Genomic DNA, 20,541 nt, shown 5'->3' with positions numbered 1-20,541 from the left:
GTCGACGTCTCCTCTCCGCCTCCTCCAGCAGAAGCCGCATCCGGTGCGGCCTGGCCGGCCCGCTCCGCGATCGTCCAGCAGTTCTCCACGGCAGGTCCACCAGCAGCACCCGGACGTAGCATCGCACCCGCCGACGGGGTTCGACTCTTCGTCGTGCGCTTCACTTCGCGTTCAACTGACGTTCCAGTGGAGGTAGTTGAGGGTACATCGGCATCACCGAGAATGCTGGCCCGGGCCCACGGGGAGAGCGCAGGTGTCACGGATGGAGACGCAGGTGCCCGCGAACAGACCCGCTGTCGAAGAGCCGCGGTTATCCGTCACCAGACCCCCGCGCCGACGCCTGCGCAGAGTGCTGGTGTCGGCGCTGCCCGTCCCGGTCGTCGGGCTGGTCCTGCTCGTGGCTTCCGGGAACCTGCTGTTACCGCTGCGGCAGGTGGTCACCATCGAGGCCAAGATGGCCTCCAAGAGAGACTTCTTCCAGGACCCGGTGGTCGAACGGCTGCTGATGAAGCACGGCTTCCGGATGCGCATCACCAACATGGGATCGCGTGAGATCGCCAAGCAGGACTACGGGGGATACGACATCGTCTTCCCCTCCGGCCAGCCGGCCGCCGACCTGATCAGCCGGGAGCGTGCCCGGGCGAACCGCCCGGTGTTGCTGTACCGTCCGTTCGTCAGCCCCATCGTGCTGGCCACCTACCGGGGCTATGCGGAGGTGCTCACGGCGGCAGGCGTCGCGAAACGCCTGCCGGGCTCGGGTGACCGGCCGATGTACTACACCCTCGACATGCGGCAGTTCCTCGATCTCGCACGCGGCAAGAGGAAGAGTGTCCAGCGCGATCCCGAGGACGGCTACCGCTGGGACGAGATCGACCGCGGCGACCACGTCCGCAACGGCAACAAGATCCTCGCCCAGACCTCGGACATCTGCGAGTCCAACTCCGCCGGCACCTACCTGGGGCTCGTGGCCTTCGTCGAGCACGGCAACGACGCGCCGGACAGCGAGGCCGAGGCGGAGCAACTCGCTCGGAAGATCAAGCCGCTCCTCGTCGAACAGGGCCTGCCGTCCTCCGAGCGAGCCGAAACGTATCTGTCCCCGGACGGGCAGAGCATCGCGCCCGTCTCGGTGATCTACGAGCACCAGTTCCTCGCTCACCAGATCGGGCATGAGACCGAGAAGGGCGCGACCGACGACAAGCGCGTCCTGCTCTACCCCTCCACGCGCTTCGTCACAGAACCCCAGCTCGTCACGCTGACCGACGAAGGCGCCCGGCTCGGCGAACTGGTCAGCGAGGATCGCGAACTCCAGCACCGTGCCATGGAGCTGGGCTTCCGTGCCCGTAACGCCACCAGCGGCGCGACCAGCGACGAGCTCACCCGATTCCTCACCGAGCGGCAGATTCCAGCACCTACGACGTCCTCCGACGACACCCGGGCGGTCCTGCCCAGCCTGCCCCTGTTGGAGAAGATGATCGAGATCGTCGGAGACTGCCCGGACCGGACGGACAGCCGGTGAGGCGCGGTGCGGGTTCGCTCGCGCTCTGCCTGGCCCTTGTGACCGCCTTGCTGAGCGCCTGCTCGGGCGACGACGGCGACGAGACGGTCCGGCTGCGCGTGCTCGCCACTCCCGATCTCGCCGTGATGGCCCCGTTGCTGAGCGATCTGAAGGACGAGACCGGCGTCGACCTGAGCCTGGACCACCGGGCCGACGCCGAGACGAAGCCCCCGGACCGCGACAGGTACGACCTCGCGTGGCTGTCCTCCGACCACTATCTGCGTCTCACCGACAAGAACGCGACCCGGGGGATGCAACGCACCCCAACGATGACGTCCCCCGTCGTCATCGGCCTGCGTCCGGGCGTGGCACGGAAACTCCGCGCCCAGGTGCCCGGCGGTCGGGTCACCTGGGCGGATGTCGCGGACGCCGCCGCCGTCGGCGCCGTCCGCTTCGGCATGGCCGACCCGCGGCACGCCGGCAGCGGGCTCGCCGCCCTCGTCGGCGTCGCCACCGCCGCGGCCGGCACCGGAGCCGCACTGCGCCCCGAGGACGTCTCGTGCGATCGGTTGCGCGGCTTCCGCTCCGGCCAGACCCTCACGGCAGACACCGGCCCTTCCCTCCTCGACTCGTACGCCGACCACCAGGACGAGGCCAACGCCCTCATCACCTACGAGTCCGATCTGCTCGCCCTCAACGCCACCGGCCGCCTCGACGACCGTCTGGAGGTCGTCCGTCCGGAGGACGGAACAGTCCTGGCGGACTTCCCGCTGCTTCTGCTCAACCCGGCACACCGCACCGCGTACGACAAGGTCACGCGGTGGCTTCGACGCGACTCGGTGCAGCGGCAGATCATGCGGCTCACTCATCGCCGCCCGGTGAACACGACGGTCACCCGGGACGCGCGGCTGCGCGAACCCGTCGGCAACGCGCTCTTCTACCCCGACCGGCCCGCCGTCGTCAGAGCGCTGTTGGCGGATTACGGCGACCCGGACCGCCCCACCACGAACCAGGTGGTCTTCCTGCTCGACTTCTCCGGCTCGATGCGCGGCGCCCGGATGGCCGCCCTGCGCGAGGCCTTCGCCGGACTCAGTGGCGCGGACCCCTCCGCATCCGGCAAGTTCGCCCGTTTCCACCGGGGCGAGCGGCTGACCGTCGTCAGGTTCGGCGGCAGAGTGCTGGAGGAGAAGACCGTGACCGTCACCGGCCCGGAGGACCTGAAGGCCCTCGTCGGCACCGTCGCCGGCGGTGGCTACGGCGACGCCACCGCCGTGTGGTCCGCCCTCGACCGCGGCTACCGCACCGCCACCCGTGAACTGGCCGCCGACCCCGACCGCACCGTCTCGGTCGTGCTGATGACGGACGGCGAGAACAACGCGGGCCTGTCCTATGCCGAGTTCGTACGCCGTCACAGGGCGCTGCCCGACGCAGTGCGCGCCTCCGTCCGCACCTATCCCGTCCACTTCGGCGAGGCCGACGCAGGCGAACTGCGGCGCGCGGCGGCGCGGACGGGCGGGCGGATGGTGGATGCCACCGGCTCGTCCCTTTCCGAGGCCCTCAAGGAGATTCGTGGCTGTCACTGACCCCCTGTGGTGGAGCCTTTGGTGGCCGTGGATGACGGTCTGGCTGGTGACGGCCGTCGGCACGGCGATGCTCTCGGTGGTCCTGGTGCGCCATGCCCGGGAGCGGCGCAGGCACATGCGGCGCTGGCAGTCGGCGTACAGCATCTGTCTGTACCTGGACGAGCAGGCGGTGATGGACCTGTACGAGCTCGGCAACTACCGGTCCGCGCTGGAAGAGGCCGTCGAGCTGCGGACGAAGGTCGACACGAGTGTCGGGTTCTGGAGCCGGGTGCTGACGTGGCTGTTCCGCTTCCGGCTGAAGCGGGACGTCAGCCAGGAGACGTTCCGCAAGTTCGTGCGTAAGGACAAACCGATCAACGTGATCGGCGTGGTCATGGAGGCCTTCGACCGGGCCGACGCCATCGTCCACGCCGACCTGACCACACTGACCGTAGTCCCGAACCGGAACCTCGCCGACAACCTGGCCGACGGCCGTGCGGTGACCCTGAGCCGCATCGGCGAGTTCGTCTCGGTCAAAGGTGTGTTCACCGGCGTGCCGGACGTCACGGAAGGATTCGTCCTGCGTGCCGAGTACGGTGCCGAGCGGCCCCCGGTGTACATGCGCGTCATGGCCCCCGGGAACGCGCGCCGCTCGATACCGGCCGGCACTTTCACGGCCCGCTGCCTCGGCAAGATGACGGGCTGGCGCGAGGACACGCGCGAGGTGACGCTGGAGGCGATCGCGATCTTCTGGTGACCGCCGCCGCTCACCGGACCTGCGGTCGCCGCCCGCCAGAGGGCGCTCATACCTCTTCTGCCGCAGCATCAGCGTGCTCCCCCGTCGACAGATGATCGACCGGGGGCGAGACACGGGGTGGTGCCGCGCTGCGGTCGGGCGGAGGCCGAGGAGTGTCGCTTCCGATGGCCCGTTCGCCCAGGTTTAACTATGTTGATACCGGTTACTGGTGCGGCGATGTCTGAAGAACAGAAGACACGGCTGATGTAGATGTCCCAGCGGGCTGCGTCCGCTCCGGACGCAGATGAGCCGCCCCGTGTCCGTAGCTCCGACCGACGTTCCGCACGCACACCCCACGACGAAGGGGAAACGAAAGTGACCGACACCTCACACAAGCCGACCACCATGGACTCCGGCGCCCCCGTGGAAAGCGATGAGCATTCGCTCACCGTCGGCCCGGCGGGTCCGATTCTGCTGCAGGACTCCTACCTGATCGAGCAGATGGCCCAGTTCAACAGGGAGCGCATCCCCGAGCGTCAGCCGCATGCCAAGGGCAGCGGCGCATTCGGGCATTTCGAGGTGACGGGAGACGTCAGCGCCTACACCAAGGCCGCACTCTTCCAACCGCGTACGACGACCGACCTGGTCATCCGGTTCTCCACCGTCGCCGGCGAGCGGGGAAGCCCGGACACCTGGCGCGACCCGCGCGGCTTCGCGGTGAAGTTCTACACCAGCGAAGGCAACTACGACATGGTGGGCAACAACACCCCCGTGTTCTTCGTGAAGGACCCGATGAAGTTCCAGCACTTCATCCGGTCCCAGAAGCGCCGAGCGGACAACAACCTCCGCGACCACGACATGCAGTGGGACTTCTGGACCCTCTCCCCGGAGTCCGCGCATCAGGTCACGTGGCTGATGGGTGACCGGGGCATCCCGCGCACCTGGCGTCACATGAACGGCTACACGTCCCACACGTACATGTGGATCAACGCGCAGGGCGAGCGTCACTGGGTGAAGTACCACTTCAAGACGGACCAGGGCGTCGAGACGTTCACCCAGCACGAGGCCGACCAGATGGCATCGGCCGACACCGATTACCACACGCGCGACCTCTTCGAGCACATCAGGGACGGCGACTTCCCCAGCTGGACACTGTACGTCCAGGTCATGCCGTACGCGGACGCGGTGGACTACCGGTTCAATCCGTTCGACCTGACCAAGGTGTGGCCGCACGGCGACTACCCGCTGATCGAGGTGGGGCGGATGACTCTGGACCGCAATCCCACCGACAACCACGCGGAGATCGAGCAGGCCGCCTTCCAGCCGAACAACCTGGTCCCCGGCATCGGGCCGAGCCCCGACCGCATGCTGCTGGCGCGCCTGTTCTCGTACGCGGACGCCCACCGCTACCGCATCGGAGCGAACTACCAGCAGCTGCCGGTCAACGCGCCGGTCGTGCCGGTGCACACGTACTCCAAGGACGGGGCGATGGCGTACCGGAAGACCACCGATCCCGTCTACGCCCCGAACTCGAAGGGCGGCCCCGCCGCCGACACCGACCGTTACGGCAGTCCGCCGAGCTGGCACACGGACGGGGACATCACCCGGGCGGCGTACGTCTCCCATGCGGAGGACGACGACTGGAGCCAGCCAGGCACCTTGGTGCGCGAGGTCCTCGACGACGCGGCACGGGACCGGCTGGTGGACAACGTCGTCGGTCATCTGCTCAACGGCGTGACCGAGCCGGTGCTGCGACGGGCCTTCGAGTACTGGTCGAACATCGACCGGACGATCGGTGAGCGCATCGAGCGGGGAGTCCGTGCCAAGGCCGACGAGAAGGACCCCAAGGCCTCGGAACAGGGCAATCCCGCGCGCCGGTCCATGCAGGACAAGGCCTGATCACCCGTCGCCGTCCGCGTCGTGCCCCGGCCGGGGCACGACGCGAGAACGCCCCGAGCGCAGAGCTGTGCCTCATGACACCTGTCGCCACCCAGCGACTTCGAGGGGGCGGGATCGCTCCTTCAGGAACCCGTTGCGGGCGGGGGTAGGATATTCGGGGCCACACGCGTGTCCCGGAACTTTGCCCTGGCTGTCCATACGAGTGCATCAGATGCCCGGCTTGTTTGCCCGGTCCGGTGGCCAGACGGACGAGTGAGGCAATGCCGGATCGGAGTGTCATCTATATGGGCCTGAACCCCGAACCCGACCACAGGTCCCGGGATGCGGCCCGTGAGGGTTCCGAGTTCGTCGAACTCCTGGAAGTCCTCTGGGAACACGGACGTGAAGCCGTGCCGACCGGCCCGGTGTCCCCTTCCCAGCTCCGCGTGCTGTACACGCTGGACCGGGAGGAGGGCATCAATCTGCGCATGCTCGCCGAGGCCCTGGGGTCGGCCTCTCCCTCGGTCAGCAGGCTGTGTGACCGGCTGCAGGCCACGGGATTCGTGGAGCGCGCCCCCAGCCCCGTGAGCCGTCGGGAGCTGGAGCTCCGGCTGACCAGCCACGGCAAGGCGTACCTCGTGGACCTGCGCACTCGCAGGGAGGAGGTGCTCATGTCCACGATCGACGCCATGCCGACCAAGGCACGGCGTGCGCTCCTCGAAGGGCTCAGGGCATTCCGCGGTGCGGCGGCGGCCTCCGGACAGGACGGCAGCGGCCCGAGATCCCTGCGGTCGACCGGATGAGGACCGGTCGTCCGCCCGGCCCCGGTCACGCGGGCGCGTCACCGGCGGAGGAGCGACGGCCGAACCAGTCGAGGCAGACCACCAGGGCGTCGTCGTCCAGAGGGGTGGCACCCCGGTGGCCCCTCAGGTCGCGGAGCACCGCCGCCGGCACCTGCCCGGACGGCAGGAATCGGTGTGCGGACAGCGACCGCGCGAGGGCGCGCTGCCCGTAGCGCTCGCCGGCCGCCGACGCGCTGTCGTAGACGCCGTCACTGCCGATCAGCAGCCGGTCGCCAGGTTCGACGCGCAGGCGCTCCGCGACGTACTCCGTCTCTTCGAACATGCCCAGGGGGAGCTGCGCGTCGAAGTCGAGGAACTCGACGTCGCCGCCCCTCAGCCGCCACATCCGAGGGGATCCCGCGTCCACGGCCTCCACCTCCCCCGTGGCCAGATCGAAGCGCAGCAGCAGGACCGACGCGTGCAGTGCCCCTCGGTGCTGGGCGTACACGGCCTGGTCGGCGAGGCCTGCCTGACCCGCGAGATCGAGGCCGGCGCGCCGGGCGTTGCGCAGCGCGTTGACGACGAGATTGGTCAACAGGGCCGCCTCCATCCCTTTGCCCATGCCGTTGGTGACGGTGAGTGTGAGGTGATGGGCCGACACCGACCAGTCGAAGTTGTCGCCGAAGATCGCGTACGCCGGCTCCAGATGGGCACCCAGGGAGAACTCCGGGCGGGCGACCGAGCGTCCCGGCAGCAGCTGCCATTGCATCTCGGCGGCCAGGGTCAGCCGTGTGGTGCGGCGGGCGAGCAGGTAGAGGTCGGTATCGCGTTCGGCGACGAGGATCTCGTGGCCGAGCGCCTCACAGATCTGCTGCATCTCCGCCAGGTCCGCCCGGGAGCACCGGCCCTCGGGGGCGGTGACGGTGAGAACACCCAGCCGGTCGCCCCGGACGGTCACCGGCAGGTGCGCGGTCACCGGGCCCGGAGTGGCCCGCGGCTCCACATAGGGCTCCTGGGCGCCGAAGGCCCGCCCCTGCGGGCTGCCATGGACGTGCACCGGCTCGGCGGGCGATGCCTCGGACACCACCTGGAGCGTGGTCATGCCGTAGTCGGCAAGCCTCAGCTCCACGCTCCGCACGTCGCACCGCTCCCGCAGAGCCGCCGTCACGACGTCGAGGAGCAGATGAGGTGCGGCCTTGCGCAACTCCCGCTCGACCGCAGCGAATCTGTCCACGTGATCCTGTTTCTCCATCGTGCCGCGCCGCGACCCGGGCGTCTCCGGGCCCCGGCCCTCAGCGTACGGGCCTGGTCCCGGACCGGCGTGGCATGCACGAAGGGTCGCACCGGTGTCCGGGGCTGCTCATCTTACGATGTCCCGAGACAACTGTTTCCACACAGCAAGAAAAAGCGCCGCGCGGCGCATGGGCCTTCCGAGGCGGGGCAGGGGCTCGTCAGGAAGCGCGCTCAGAACCAGGAGGGTGGGAACGAGAAGTGATTGCTGAACAGACTACCGAGGCCGTACGGACCGACCGACTGCCCGCGCCGGATGCCTTGCCGGAGCGCGTCGGTGAGCTGCCCTGGATCGAGGACGCGGGCAAGGTGCCGCCGAAGGACGCCCGCGCCCTGTCGAAGCTGTTCTTCGAGCGGTTGCGGGTTCTCGAGGAGGGCACGCACGAGTACCAGTACGCGCGGAACACCCTCATCGAGATGAACATCTCCCTGGTCCGTTTCGCCGCACGCCGCTTCCGTAACCGGGGCAGCGGCGACATGGAGGACATCACCCAGGTCGGCACCATCGGCCTCATCAAGGCCATCGACCGGTTCGAGCTCTCCCGGGAGGTCGAGTTCGCCACCTTCGCGGTCCCCTACATCGTCGGTGAGATCAAGCGTTTCTTCCGTGACACCACCTGGGCCGTCCACGTGCCCCGGCGGTTGCAGGAACTCCGTGTGGAGCTGGCGAAGGCCAAGGACGAACTCGCCACCCACCTCGATCGTGATCCGACGGTGAGAGAGCTGGCTGCCCACCTGGACCTCACCGAGGACGAGGTCACCGAGGGCATCATCGCCTCGAACGGCTACACCGCCGGCTCACTGGACCTGCCGGCCGACACCGGCGAGACGATGAGCACGGCGTCCCGTACGTTCGCCGATGTCCTGGGCGAGCCCGACTCCGCCATGGAAACGGTGGAGAACCTGCACACCCTGGCCCCGCTCCTGGAGGACCTCGACGACCGCGAGCGCCGCATCATCGAGATGCGTTTCGGCCAGGAGATGACGCAATCCCAGATCGGCGCCGAGCTCGACGTGTCCCAGATGCACGTGTCCCGTCTGCTCACGCGCACCCTCGGCAAGCTCCGGGCCGGCATGTTGGCCTGATCGGCGCCGAGCCCTCCTTCCCGCACCGCGATGCCGGGGCCGACGCGAGAACGTCAGGCCGCTGTGGTGAGCCGTCCCCGACGACCCTTTCCATTCGTCCTGATATGCGGCCATCGGCGAGCCGCCCTAGCCTGACAGAACTGCCCGGGCATCGGGCGGGCGGCGGGCGGAGGGCGAGCTTCCATGGCACAACGGCGTACGGGATCCGGAATGCTGGGAGAGTTGTCGGCCGAGTTCGCAGGCACGATGGTCCTCATCCTCTTCGGCTGCGGCGTGGTGGCCCAGGTGGCGGCCGGCGGGGCTCTCACCGATCCGCCCGGCGGCCTCGGGGACCACGACAGCATCGCCTGGGCGTGGGGCCTCGGTGTCACCCTGGGCGTCTACCTCGCGGCTCGGCTGAGCGGTGCTCACCTCAATCCCGCGGTGACCCTCGCACTCGCCGCGTACAAGGGGTTCCCGTGGCGCAAGGTGGCGCCCTACGCACTGGCCCAGACGGCCGGCGCGTTCGTGGCAGCGCTGCTCGTCCGCTGGAACTACAGCGAGGCGCTGGCGAAGGCCGACCCCGGGCACACCGTCAAGACACAGACGGTGTTCTCCACCCTTCCCGCCAACGGAAACGCCGCCCTGCCGGTCAGCGAGTGGGGGGCGTTCCGCGACCAGGTCATCGGCACAGCCGTCCTGCTCCTGTTGATCATGGCTCTCACCGACATGCTGAACACGCCGCCGGGAGCGAACCTGGCCCCGTTCGTCATCGGCCTGGTCGTGGTCGCGATCGGAATGGCGTGGGGCACCAACGCGGGATACGCGATCAACCCGGCCCGCGACTTCGGCCCCCGTCTGGCGAGCTTCCTCACCGGGTACGGGGGAGCGTGGAGGGACCAGTACGGAAATCTCTACTTCTGGGTCCCGATCGTCGGCCCGCTCATCGGCGGCGTGCTCGGCGCGGGCGTGTACAAGGCGTTCATCGGACGCTTCCTGCCTTCGGCGGAGCCCGAGCCGCCGGGGCGCGTCCCTGTACCCGGGACCGGAGGGCCTGGCGGCGATCAGGATCACCGGCCCGCGTGACGTCCCGTAGGCCGGCGCACCCGCACCGGCCGTTTCCGCGTGCCGAACCCTTCGGGTCCGTACGGTGCGTCGGCTAGGGTCGCCGCCATGCTGCGACTCGGAATCACTGTCATCGGTGTCACTGACCTCCCCCGCGCCACCGCCTTCTGGAGCGCGGCCCTGGACCTGGTTCCCTCCGAGGAACGGCACAGCGCGACGTGGCGGACGCTCGACCATGCCGACGGTTCCGGGCAGGCACTCGGCCTGTTGCACAGCAACTCCCCCGCCGAGCACCGCCCTCGTGTCCACCTGGATCTCTTCACGGACTCGGCCGAGGAACAACAGGCGGAGGTCCGACGACTGATCGGCCTCGGTGCGCAGACCGTGGACTGGACTCTCTACCCGCCGGAACCCGATTTCGTCGTCCTCGCCGACCCGGACGGCAACATCTTCTGCGTGGTGGACCTGAGTCACGCGCCCAGCGACGGCGACCGGCCCACGACCTGACGGACCTCGCAGGCTGCACGGTGCCTGACGAGGACCTGCGTTCGTCGCCGCTTTTCCCGTCGTGCGATGCTGAACAGAGCGCAAGTCATGGCGGGCAGCGAGGGAAAGCGCAGGGTGAGGGCAGTGCGGCGGCGGGGCGGGGCCATCATGTGGGATCGGTTCGCGGCGTCCGATCCAGGACTGCTGAGGCTCACGGCGGGGCTGCGGACCGTCTCGGCGGTCGCGCTCGCCCTGGCGGTCCTGGCCCCGTTCGGCACCGATGTCACCCATATGGTCGCCGGTGCGATGACAGCGATGACCGCCACCTTCGCGATCAAGGACACACTCGTACGCGACCAGGCGGTCACCCTGGCCCTGGGACTGCCGGTCGCGCTCGTCGCGACGTCGTTGGCCGCGCTGTTGGCCTCCCAGGTCATCCTGGGTGACCTGTTCTTCGTAGCCCTCATCTTCGGCGCCGTCTACTGCCGGCGCTTCGGTGACCGTGGAACCGCTCTGGGCCTCATCGGCTTCCAGATCTACTTCCTCTCACTGTTCGTCGGAGTCTCGACGGGTGCCCTGCCGGAGCTCTGCCTGGCTCTGGCCGTCGGCTTCGGCTGCAGTGCGGTGGTGCGGTTCGCCGTCGTCCCGGAGACGCCCCCGCGTGTCCTGGCCCGGCTGCGCGACGCCTTCAGGACACGGGTCGCCCAGCTCGTCTCCATCCAGATCGAACTGCTCGACGCCGAACCCGCGCAGTTGGAGAAGGTGCTGGACGACCTGCGGCGGCGCACCGCGCGACTGCACGAGACCGCTCTGATGATCCAGGGACGTCTGGAGGAAGGCACTCAGGACGCGGACAAGGCGGCGCTGCTGCAACGCCGGGTCGCGGACGCCGAGATCGCCACGGAACGGCTGGGCATGCTGTTGCTGAACGCCCGCAGTGCCGAGCGTGCGGACACACTCACCCTGCACCTTCCGCACGCGCCCGTGCCGCTCACCGGGGACTGGAGGCCTGCCGAGGACGACGCGACCATGGCCCTGCGCCGGGATCTGAAGGCTCTGCACCTCCTGGTCGTCAGGCCGGCGTCGAACGACCAGGGCACGGCGGTGGCACACATCCGCAACAGGTTGCTCGGTTACCGGGACGAGGAGCGGCTCCCGCCCGCACCGGCCGGTATCCAGGACGCGTTCCGCGGCATCGGCGAGGCGGCCCGGTCCGTGCTGGGGCTGCGGCTCGCTCTGGACGGGCCCCAGGACGAGTCCGACGACTCGCCGGCGACGACCCGCTCCCGCGAGGAGTTCGACGCGGAGGACATCGCGCTCGCCTCCGCCGAGGAGCCCGAGGAGGAGGAGCGCACCGGCTTGCAACGCCCCACCACGCGGGCTGCTTTCCAGGTGTCGGTCGGCTCGGTCCTGGCGATCATCGGCGGCGAGCTGCTGTCGACCCAGCGGTGGTACTGGGCCGTTCTCACGTGCTGGGTGGTCTTCCTCAACACCGCCTCGACCGGCGAGATCCTGGTCAAGGGCTACCGGCGGCTCCTGGGCACCCTGCTGGGCGCGGTGGCCGGTGTCGCCCTGGCGGGAATGGTCGGTGACCACACCTGGGTCGCGTTCGCGCTGGTCCTCGTCTTCATCTTCGCGATGTTCTTCACCGCTCCGCTGTCGTACGCGGTCATGTCCTTCTTCGTCACCGCCATGCTGGGCATGCTGTACACCCTGCTGAACTCGTACAGCTTCGACGTGCTGGTGCTGCGCATCGAGGAGACCGCGATCGGCGCCGCGTGCGGCGTCATCGCCGCCGTGCTGGTGTTGCCGGTGCACACCGACCGCCGTACCGACGAACTGCTGGGTACGGTCCTGGACCGGCTGGGTGATGTCGCGTCGGCAGCGGTGGAGCAGCTCAGCGGCGGGCCCGCGTCCGATCTCCTCGGCAAGGCCCGCGGCTTGGACACGGCACTGGACGAACTGCGGGACTCCACGAAACCGTTGACCTACCCGATCACCCCTCTGCGGGGCCGGCGGCAGACCGTCCGGTACCTGGTGGCACTGCTGGAGACGTGCGCGTACCACGCCCGCGCACTCGCCGCGACCGCCGAACTCGTGCCGCACAGCAGGACCGTCGCGGCTGATCCGCGGCTCCACCGGGCCGGGCAGCGGATCGCCCACAACATCGGCGTACTCGCCGCGCACGTGGAGGACGAGCGTGCCGGGGGCGAGGTCCGGTCGGGGGCGAGCATCGCCTCGACGCTGCGGGACGACGGTGCCGGCGCGCATCCCTCCGGCTCGGTGACCTTCCGGGTACTGCGTCATCTGCAGCGCCTCGACGAGGGCGTGGTCGGGCTCGCCCGTCCCTTGGACGTGCCGGTGACCGAGCGTGCCGCGGGGAAGGCCGTACGCGGCTGAGGGTTCCGTCGCCGCCCGGCCGGCGTTCCCCGCGCCGCACCTTGCAAACGCTGCTCCGAGTGGCACATACCACCTCGGGGAGTGGATTGCGTGCCAGACCGATCAGGGAAGCCATAAGGCGCCCAAGACCGGCTGAAAGGGAGCATTCCTTGTGACGCCCGTAGCGCCTCCTCCCTCCCCAGAGCGGCAGGTTCGGTTCCGCTCCTGGGGCACGCGATACAGCTCATGCGCGACAACCTCGGCTTCATCGCCTCACTGCGCAACCGCTACGGCCCGCTGGTCGAGATCACGCTCCAGCCCGGCACACGGACACTGATCGTCCAGGATCCCGACCTCATCCGCAGCATGCTGACCGACCTCGCCCCCGGTCTCGACAAGGGGCGCTTCTTCGAGAAGATGGGCCAGTTGCTGGGTGATTCCGTCGTCACGGCAGCGGGACAGGAACACGTCCGCAAACGACGCCAGCTGCAACCGGCTTTCGGCCGCTCGGAGATCGCCCGCTACGTCGACATCATGCGTGGCGAGACGATCACCGCCGTGGACTCGTGGGTCCCTGACCGGGAACTCGACGTCCGCGAGGCCATGGTAAAGCTCTCCCTCGACATGCTCGCCAAAACGGTTTTCGGAGGGAGCCTGGACGAGGCGACGTTCCGCCGACTGCGCGCGGACCTGTCGGTGGTCATGAACGGCGTCGGCGCGCGGGTCATGCTGCCCGACTGGGTGGAGAAGCTGCCCCTTCCCTTCAACCGCCGGTTCACCGCTGCCCGGGACGCCGTGCGTGCCACGATCGATCAGGCCGTGACCGAGCTCCAGGAGTCGGGACGGGACAGCGGCGACATGCTGTCCCTGCTGCTGCGCGCCACGGACGAGGAGACCGGCCGTCCACTGACCGGACATCAGATCAGTTCGGAGATCCTCACGCTTGCCGTGGCAGGCACCGAGACCATCGCCTCGGTGCTGTCCTGGGCGCTCTACGAGATCGCCCGCGACGGCGAGATCCGGGAGCAGGTCCTGGACGAACTCGACAGCGTCCTCGGAGAAAGCCCTCTCTCGTCCGAGGACCTTTCCCGGCTTCCCTTTCTCGACCGTGTCATCCGGGAAACGCTCCGGTTGCACCACACCGGGTGGCTCGTCACCCGTCGCACCGTCACCGAGACCCGCCTCGGGGAGTGGACGGTGCCGGCCGGTACGGAACTGGCCTACTGTCAGCACGCCCTGCACCGTGATCCCGCCTTCTTCCCCGACCCCCTCACCTTCGATCCTGACCGGTGGCTGGACGACACACAGGCCGCAGCGTTCGCGCCCGCGTATCTCCCGTTCGGGGCGGGCAAGCACAAGTGCATCGGCGACCGGTTCGCGCTGACCGAGCTGGTCACCGCCGTCGCGACCATCGTCCGCCGCGTCCGGTTCGATGTCCCGCAGGACATGGCGGTCCGGCCCGTGGCCCGGGCGACCGTGCGGCCCGGCACCCTGCTGATGACCGTGCGACAGCGCGGCGGCTCCGCGGAACGGAGGCAGGGCTGACGGCCCGTCTCCGCGACCGGCCCGGCTGCCAGGGTCCCAGGCGTGGAGGCCGTTCTCGATATGACCGCTCGGCGGAGCAGCGACGGACGCCCTGTGCGTACACTCGGCTCGGCACGGACAGGGGGCTGAATACGTGACGGTAGAAGCAGCGCAGAGGTGGGGGTCGATCCTCGACTCCGTGGTGGTGTACGAACAGGGCGCGGTCTGCCGCCGCCTGGCCCGGGGCAGCGTTCCGCCAGGCGGTAGGATCCGCGTCACGGGACTGCCCCGCTCGTTGGATCCGGGATCGCTGCGGGCCCACGTTCCGGACACCCCGGGGGTGCGCGTCAGCGAGGCCCGGCTGGAGTTCGAGGCCGAGCCTCGCCCCGTCTCCCCGCCCGGCGCTCCGCACACCGAGGTCGAGCGGCTGCGCGACGCGTACTCCGCGGCGCGGGAGCGCCGGGACCACCAGCTGGGTCTGATCGCGGAGGTCGGGGCACTGCGCCCGGTCCCGCCGGCCCGCAGGCGTGAGGAGACCCATCGCCGCACCTCGGTCGACGCGTGGCTGGAGCTCACCGGCTTCGTGGACGAGCGGCTGACCGGGCTGCACACCGGTCTCGTCGAGCTGGAGGACGCGCTGCGCCGTGCCGAGCACGAGCTCAGCGTGGCCATGGACGAGCTCGCCCGCGCCTCCACCGATGCCCCGTCAGGTCACGTGGACACCACGCTCTCGGTTCTCCTGACCGTCGATGCCTCCGGCGCCGAAGACCCGGCCGCCGAGGCGGAGCTCGTGCTGGAGTACGGGGTGCCGGGAGCCGTCTGGGTGCCGGCCTACCGCCTCAGCTACCGTCAGGGCGGGAGCAGCGGACGGCTCGTGCTGCGTGCCTCGGTGGCCCAGCGCACCGGGGGAGGACTGGACCGGCGTCTCCGTGGGCCTGGCCACTGCGGATCTGCGACGCGGATCCGGCCTGCCGAAACTCCGTTCGATGCGGATAGGACGCAGCGGCCCCGCCTCCGCGCCCTCCGGCTGGCGCGAGCCCCCGGCGGGTCTCGACGACCTGTTCGCCGGGTACGACGCGGCGGCCCGTCAGGGTGCCGCGAACGCCGGGCCGCGGCCCACAGTGACCGGGCACGGTTCGCCGCCACCGCAACCGCCCGCACCACCGGCCTACGGCGCTCCTCCCTCGTTCCCGGTACCGAGCGCTGCGGGCGGCGGCTCCCCCGAACCGCTCGTCGGCGGGCGGCCGCCCGCTCCCGGACAGCCGGCCCGGGCGCGTTCCGGCGCCCACGCACGTACTTCCAAGTCCTCGGCGGGCCCGGCCGCCGCGGCACCGGCCGCCCCGGGTGGAGCACCATCGCCGGCGTCCACGGAACCCGCGCCGGCCGCCGGCCCCCCGCAGCCGAGCGGGGACGAGCTCGACTACGCCGGGCTCGTCCTGTGCGGTCCCGAGGAGCAGGGAGACCGCAGGGGCAGGCTCTTCCCCCACTCCTCGTTCGATCCGGTCGCGGCCGAGAACCGCCGCCGCGCGGAAGCGGTGACGGCGCTGCCGCTGCCCGGGCACGCCGTGCGGCCGCGCGAGTCGGCGGGTTCCTTCGACCATCGCTTCGACACCGCCGCCCGCGCCGACATTCCGTCGGACGGTACCTGGCACACCGTCACCGTCGGTGAGATCGCTGTCGGCATGCACACCGAGTACCTCTGTGTGCCGTCCGTCGAACAGACCGTGTACGCAACCCTGGTGCTCTCCAACGCCACGGAGCAGGCACTCCTCGCAGGCCCCGTGGAGGTCACCGTCGACGACGACTTCCTCCTGACCGCCGCGCTTCCCACTCTCGCCCCCGGCGGCGTCCGCCGGGTCGGGCTCGGACCGGCCGAGGGCATCCAGGTCACCCGCCGTACGAATCTGCATGAGTCCACCTCGGGACTGCGCAACAACACCACCGTGCTCGACCACAGCGTCCACGTGGAGCTGGCCAACCGGCTCGCCGCCCCGGTCACCGTCGAGGTCCGCGAGCGGGTGCCGGTCACCTCCGAACCGGATGTCCGAATCGAGGAACATGCCGCCTGGAAGGCGCCCGAGGACAGCCGGGGGCCTGATCGTCACTCCCCCGGCACCCGCGTCTGGCGGGTGGAACTGCCCGCGGGCGGCACCGTCGCGCTCGACGGCGGCTACGAGATCCGCATACCTGCCGGTAAGGCCCTGGCCGGCGGCAACCGCAGGAGTTGACGCACCCATGACCGCGCATCCGAAGCCGATTCCCCTTCCCGTCACCGCCGTCACCTGTCTGGAGGACCGCGCCCACGTCGAGCGTGCCGTCGTGCTCGACCTGGAGGCGGGGGTCCAGCGGCTGCGTCTCGGGCCGGTCAGTGCGCTGGCCGTCGACCGGACCCTCCATGCCGAGCTGTCGGCCGGGCACACGGCGACCGTGCTCGACGTCCGGATCACCCGGAGTTGGATGCCGCGCGGGCCGGTGCGGCCTGCGGAGGACGACTCCGCTCTGCGCCGGCGGGTGCACGCCCTCGAGGGTGAGCGGCTCGTCCTGGAACAGCGGCGCGACCGGCTGCACGCGCGCCGGGATCTGCTGGGGCGGCTCGCGGCCGATCTCCTGCGGGAGATCGGCGAGGGTTCCGGGGCGGGAGAGAGCGACCCACCCCGTTGGACCCGTGAACTGGACCGGGTCGACGACGAACGCGCGGCGTGCCGCGAGCAACTGCGAGCGTCGGAAGCCCGGCTGGCCTCTCTTGCCGACGAACTCGGGCAGACCGAGCGAGCCGTGCACGACGCCGAGGAGGAGTCACCCGAACTCGTCGGTCTCATCGAACTGACAGTGGAGTCGTCGGTCGCCGGTCCGGCCGAGCTCCGGCTGGGTCACCTCACCGCGTGCGCGTTGTGGCGTCCCGCCTACCGGGCGGTGTCCGACGGCGGCACCCTGACGCTGGAGACGGATGCCGTGGTCTGGCAGCGCACCGGTGAGGACTGGTCGGACGTACAGCTGACCTTGTCCACGGCCCGGTCTGCACACGCCACCGAACCGCCGTCGCTCGGCGTGGACCGGCTGACGCTCACGGACCGCTCCGCCGAGGAGCGGCGCACGGTCGGTGTCGAGCTGCGCGAGGAGGAGATCGGCACTCTCGGACCCGCGCCGGTACTCGGTCTGCCGGGGGTGGACGACGGGGGCCAGGCACAGGTGCTGCGGTCCCCGGCGCTGGTCACCGTGGCTGGTGACGGCCGCGCGCACCGAGTGCCGTTGTCCGTCTTCACCACGGCCGCCCGCAGCGAATACGCGTGCGCTCCCGAGCTCTCCTCCCTGGTCACCAAGGTGGTGCGGTTCGACAACCTGGCCGGCCACGCGTTGCTCGCCGGACCCGTCGACCTGGTCCGCGACAGCGGGTTCGTCGGACGCGGCACCGTGGACTTCACCGCCCCCGGCGCTCCTGCCGAGCTCGCTTTCGGCAGCTGCGACGACTACCGGGTGGTCCGGCACGCCGAGGAGTCACGGGACACCACCGGAATCGCCCAGCGGACCGTCATCACCCGCACCGTCCAGCTGCACCTGTCGCGGTTCTCGGCCCCCGGGGAGCACGGGGACCGCGTGGTCACCCTTCGGGAGCGGCTGCCCGTATCCGAGGTCTCGGCCGTCGGGATACGCCTGCGCAAGGAGTCCTGCGCCCCTGAACCCGATGTGGTCGACGCCGAGGGAATCGCCCGCTGGGACGTCACTCTCCCGCCGGCCGGCCGTCGCACGGTCACCCTGGTCTACGAGGTGTCGGCGAGCGCGAAGGTCACCGGCCTCTAGAGTTGCGGTCCGCTGACCGGGCGAGCGGCCTCGATCTGCCCCGATACACGGAACGGAGTGCCCGGCAGACGTTCCTGCCGGGCACTCCGCTGCTGAGGACTCAGCTCTGCTGCACAGCTGAAGGCGTCAGCGGACTTCGGTGACCCGACGCTCCTTCAGGGAGGCGCAGTTGGAGTTCTCCACCGACACGTACACGTTGTCGATGTTGCCGCCCCAGCTCACGCAGTAGCCCTTGCCGTAGACGTAGGCCGGGCCCGCGTACGACGTGTAGTTCCCGTCGTCACCGGCCCACTCGTCGGTGGCGGGTACGTAGATGTACGTGGACATGTGCTTGACCGACCCCGGATCGGTGCGGATCGTCGCGACGCAGTTCTGGCCGTTGGCGGAGTTGTAGGTCAGGTAGACCGTACCCAGCGAGCCGACGGACACGGAGTTCACGGTCTTGTACGCCTTGCCGCAGACGCCCTGCGGCGTGACGTTCGGTGCGGCGGAGGCGGTCGTGGCTACGGCGGTCGTGGCACCCATCACCAGGGCGGTCAAGGCACCGACAGCCGCGACGGAATGTACGTTTCTCATATATCCCCCTTGTATCCCTGAGAGCGGTTTGCTCCCACTTGATGTGACCGTCGAATCCCCTCGATGGTTGTGCTGCGTCCGGACCCGCGTCTCTGGCGGGGGCCAAACGGGTGACCCCGGACGTGCGGAGCACGCGGGATGCACGACCGAGACTCAGGACGCCACTCCGCTCACTGTCCGGAACGGTGGGAGAAGACATGCCGAACAACCCGAACGGGCACCGGAGTCATCGTTCACCTTCCCTTCCCCCTTGATTCCGCGCATGCGCATCCCGTGGGTCAGGCGTCCGTTTCGCGGGGGTCCCGGGTCACGCCTCGCCCTCCGAAGCAGCCGATGGGGGACTCCGGTTGTCGACGCGCTCATCACATGTGAGAGATTGTCATTCCTCTTGCCGAAGCTGGAAGAACGATTGAGGGCTCGGGTTGGAAGGGCGACGGAATCGGGCTGCGGCATGGCAACCGCACCTCTCAACAGGTCTGTTTCCAGGGGAGGTTGGCCTCGTCCACGGTCGGGTCCCCGCCCCCCGCGTGAGGGCGCGGACCGGTGATAGCATCCCGGCATCTGTGATCTTGATCCACTTTGATTCAGATGCTGATTTGCGATCGGCGGCCTGCTCTCCACGCAACAGCGGCCTGGCGACGCCGAGTGGCTGTGTCGCGGGTCCTCGCGGAGTCCGTCCGTCGCCGTATACCTGCGCCGGGAAAGGTTTCCATGAATCAAGACGCACTCGTGTGGTGCATGGTTGCAGTGGCGGCGATAGCCGTTGCCGCGGTCGTGGCACTCACCGCCCGTAACAGAGCCCTGGGGGCGAAGAAGCAGCAGTCCGAGGCCGAGCTGAGGCATCAGCTGCACGCGTCCGAGAGTCAACTGCACCTCTCGCGTGCTGAACTGCAGCGCTTCAGGAGCGAGCAGGACGGTGCGCTCCTGGAGGCCAAGGAAGCGGCGGAGGAGAACACCAAGGCAGTCCTCAAGGGCGCGGCCAGCTTCCTGCAGAGTCTCGCGGCGGAGCAGACCACGCTTCTGGACGGCGTCCAGCGGAAGTACGGTGGCCATGCCGTACTCAGCGATCTACTGGAAGTGAACCACGCAAACGCGCAGATGGCGCGCAAGGCCCAAGGCATCGCGGTCATGTGCGGAGCGCCTCTCGGCCGCCGCAACAAGCCCGCCAGCGTCTACGACGTGGTGCGGAGCGCCCAGGGCCAGATCCGCAACTTCCACCGGGTCTCCGTCATGCAGCAGACCGCACTCGCGCTGAAGGCGTCCGCTGTGGCGCCGGTAGCGCTCGCCGTGGCAGAGCTGCTTGACAACGCTGCCAGCTTCTCCCAGCACGACGCACCGATCGAGGTGACCTTCCAGCGCGCTCAGAACAACCTGTGCATCGTCATCGACGACGCCGGGGTCGGCATGAATGACGAGGACCGCCAGCGGGCCACCGAGTTGCTGTCCGGCGATATCGTCCCCCGCCTTTCACAGCTCGGGAACCAGCCCAAGTTCGGCTTTCCCGTCATCGGCCTGATCGCGCGTCAGTACGGCTTCAAGGTGGATGTCACCGGAGTCTCCCGGTACGGCGGCGTCCGAGCCGTCGTCCTGCTGCCCGAGGAGCTGTGGACCATGGAGGAGACGCCGCCTGCCCAGGAGGCGCCCGTCAGCAGCATTCTGCGTACGGAAGGCCGGTCCCAGAGCGGGACCGCGCGTACGACTCACGGCCTGCCGAAGCGCGGAGCGCGCCAGGCTCCCATCGCGAGCGTGCCGGATCCGGCGCCGTCGCGTCCGGCACCGCCGGCTCCCGAGAAGACCGGCCGTTCCTCCGGACGCAGCCTGGGGGCTTTCCAGCGCGGCACTCTGTCAGGCCGCAATCTCGATTCCACGTCGTCCGAAGGGTCCGAAGACGCATGACCGCAGACC

14 protein-coding genes and 1 pseudogene are annotated in these 20,541 nt (G+C 69.5%); 13 read left to right on the top strand and 2 right to left on the bottom strand.

What is annotated here, in order from left to right:
- Window positions 1-355 precede the first annotated feature (355 nt).
- From ABT001_RS24705 to ABT001_RS24685, 5 genes are all read left to right on the top strand, one after another.
- Window positions 356-1,516, top strand: a complete 1,161-nt coding sequence (locus ABT001_RS24705) for a hypothetical protein (RefSeq protein WP_351281360.1) — start codon at window positions 356-358, stop codon at window positions 1,514-1,516.
- The gene (locus tag ABT001_RS24700) at window positions 1,513-3,078 is read left to right on the top strand and encodes a vWA domain-containing protein (RefSeq protein WP_351281359.1); all 1,566 of its coding nucleotides are present in this window, start codon (window positions 1,513-1,515) and stop codon (window positions 3,076-3,078) included. The genes ABT001_RS24705 and ABT001_RS24700 overlap by 4 nt, the downstream gene beginning before the upstream one ends.
- Window positions 3,065-3,814, top strand: coding sequence for a hypothetical protein (locus tag ABT001_RS24695; RefSeq protein ID WP_351281357.1), 750 nt, complete (start codon window positions 3,065-3,067; stop codon window positions 3,812-3,814). Before ABT001_RS24700 ends, ABT001_RS24695 begins: the two co-directional genes overlap by 14 nt.
- 354 nt (window positions 3,815-4,168) lie before the next feature.
- Complete coding sequence (locus tag ABT001_RS24690; protein WP_351281354.1) at window positions 4,169-5,692, top strand: catalase; 1,524 nt, start codon at window positions 4,169-4,171, stop codon at window positions 5,690-5,692.
- Window positions 5,693-5,976: 284 nt separating this feature from the next.
- The gene (locus tag ABT001_RS24685; RefSeq protein WP_351281351.1) at window positions 5,977-6,474 is read left to right on the top strand and encodes a MarR family winged helix-turn-helix transcriptional regulator; all 498 of its coding nucleotides are present in this window, start codon (window positions 5,977-5,979) and stop codon (window positions 6,472-6,474) included.
- 25 nt (window positions 6,475-6,499) lie between these two features.
- On the opposite strand, the gene ABT001_RS24680 is transcribed toward ABT001_RS24685, so the two are convergent.
- A complete protein-coding gene (locus ABT001_RS24680) occupies window positions 6,500-7,687 on the bottom strand; it encodes a PP2C family protein-serine/threonine phosphatase (protein WP_351281349.1) in 1,188 nt (395 codons plus the stop codon).
- A 299-nt stretch (window positions 7,688-7,986) separates the two neighbouring features.
- On the opposite strand from ABT001_RS24680, the gene ABT001_RS24675 reads away from it, so the two are divergent.
- The 7 genes and pseudogenes from ABT001_RS24675 (at window position 7,987) to ABT001_RS24645 (ending at window position 18,060) form a co-directional block, all read left to right on the top strand.
- A complete protein-coding gene (locus ABT001_RS24675; RefSeq protein WP_351281471.1) occupies window positions 7,987-8,829 on the top strand; it encodes a SigB/SigF/SigG family RNA polymerase sigma factor in 843 nt (280 codons plus the stop codon).
- A gap of 183 nt (window positions 8,830-9,012) precedes the next feature.
- Window positions 9,013-9,894 carry an MIP/aquaporin family protein gene (locus ABT001_RS24670; RefSeq protein ID WP_351281346.1) on the top strand — a complete coding sequence of 294 codons (882 nt, stop codon included), beginning with the start codon at window positions 9,013-9,015 and terminating at the stop codon, window positions 9,892-9,894.
- 87 nt (window positions 9,895-9,981) lie between these two features.
- A complete protein-coding gene (locus ABT001_RS24665; RefSeq protein ID WP_351281344.1) occupies window positions 9,982-10,380 on the top strand; it encodes a VOC family protein in 399 nt (132 codons plus the stop codon).
- Window positions 10,381-10,527: 147 nt separating this feature from the next.
- Window positions 10,528-12,759 carry an FUSC family protein gene (locus tag ABT001_RS24660; protein WP_351281342.1) on the top strand — a complete coding sequence of 744 codons (2,232 nt, stop codon included), beginning with the start codon at window positions 10,528-10,530 and terminating at the stop codon, window positions 12,757-12,759.
- Between the two features lie 225 nt (window positions 12,760-12,984).
- Window positions 12,985-14,283, top strand: coding sequence for a cytochrome P450 (locus tag ABT001_RS24655; protein WP_351281340.1), 1,299 nt, complete (start codon window positions 12,985-12,987; stop codon window positions 14,281-14,283).
- Between the two features lie 133 nt (window positions 14,284-14,416).
- Window positions 14,417-16,490 (top strand): annotated as a pseudogene (locus ABT001_RS24650) (DUF4139 domain-containing protein).
- A gap of 7 nt (window positions 16,491-16,497) precedes the next feature.
- Window positions 16,498-18,060 (top strand): mucoidy inhibitor MuiA family protein, encoded by a 1,563-nt coding sequence (locus ABT001_RS24645; RefSeq protein WP_351281337.1) that lies wholly within the window; start codon window positions 16,498-16,500, stop codon window positions 18,058-18,060.
- 126 nt (window positions 18,061-18,186) lie between these two features.
- Here ABT001_RS24645 and ABT001_RS24640 read toward each other — a convergent pair whose 3' ends face one another.
- Window positions 18,187-18,636: a spore-associated protein gene (locus ABT001_RS24640; RefSeq protein ID WP_351281334.1), complete on the bottom strand. Its 450-nt coding sequence runs from the start codon at window positions 18,634-18,636 to the stop codon at window positions 18,187-18,189.
- A 711-nt stretch (window positions 18,637-19,347) separates the two neighbouring features.
- On the opposite strand from ABT001_RS24640, the gene ABT001_RS24635 reads away from it, so the two are divergent.
- Entirely contained in the window at window positions 19,348-20,532 is a 1,185-nt protein-coding gene (locus ABT001_RS24635; protein ID WP_351281331.1) for an ATP-binding protein, read from the top strand.
- Window positions 20,533-20,541: the final 9 nt, after the last annotated feature.

Origin of the sequence: Streptomyces sp. NPDC002793 (assembly GCF_040295485.1) — a bacterium.
GTDB lineage: Bacteria > Actinomycetota > Actinomycetes > Streptomycetales > Streptomycetaceae > Streptomyces.
This window is presented reverse-complemented; position numbering and strand designations above follow the sequence as displayed.

Coding starts and splice junctions, on each gene's coding strand:
- ABT001_RS24685 (WP_351281351.1), top strand. CDS start 5,977: ATGGGCCTGAACCCCGAACCCGACCACAGGTCCCGGGATGCGGCCCGT.
- ABT001_RS24670 (WP_351281346.1), top strand. CDS start 9,013: ATGGCACAACGGCGTACGGGATCCGGAATGCTGGGAGAGTTGTCGGCC.
- ABT001_RS24665 (WP_351281344.1), top strand. CDS start 9,982: ATGCTGCGACTCGGAATCACTGTCATCGGTGTCACTGACCTCCCCCGC.
- ABT001_RS24660 (WP_351281342.1), top strand. CDS start 10,528: ATGTGGGATCGGTTCGCGGCGTCCGATCCAGGACTGCTGAGGCTCACG.
- ABT001_RS24655 (WP_351281340.1), top strand. CDS start 12,985: ATGCGCGACAACCTCGGCTTCATCGCCTCACTGCGCAACCGCTACGGC.
- ABT001_RS24645 (WP_351281337.1), top strand. CDS start 16,498: ATGACCGCGCATCCGAAGCCGATTCCCCTTCCCGTCACCGCCGTCACC.
- ABT001_RS24640 (WP_351281334.1), bottom strand. CDS start 18,636: ATGAGAAACGTACATTCCGTCGCGGCTGTCGGTGCCTTGACCGCCCTG.
- ABT001_RS24635 (WP_351281331.1), top strand. CDS start 19,348: ATGAATCAAGACGCACTCGTGTGGTGCATGGTTGCAGTGGCGGCGATA.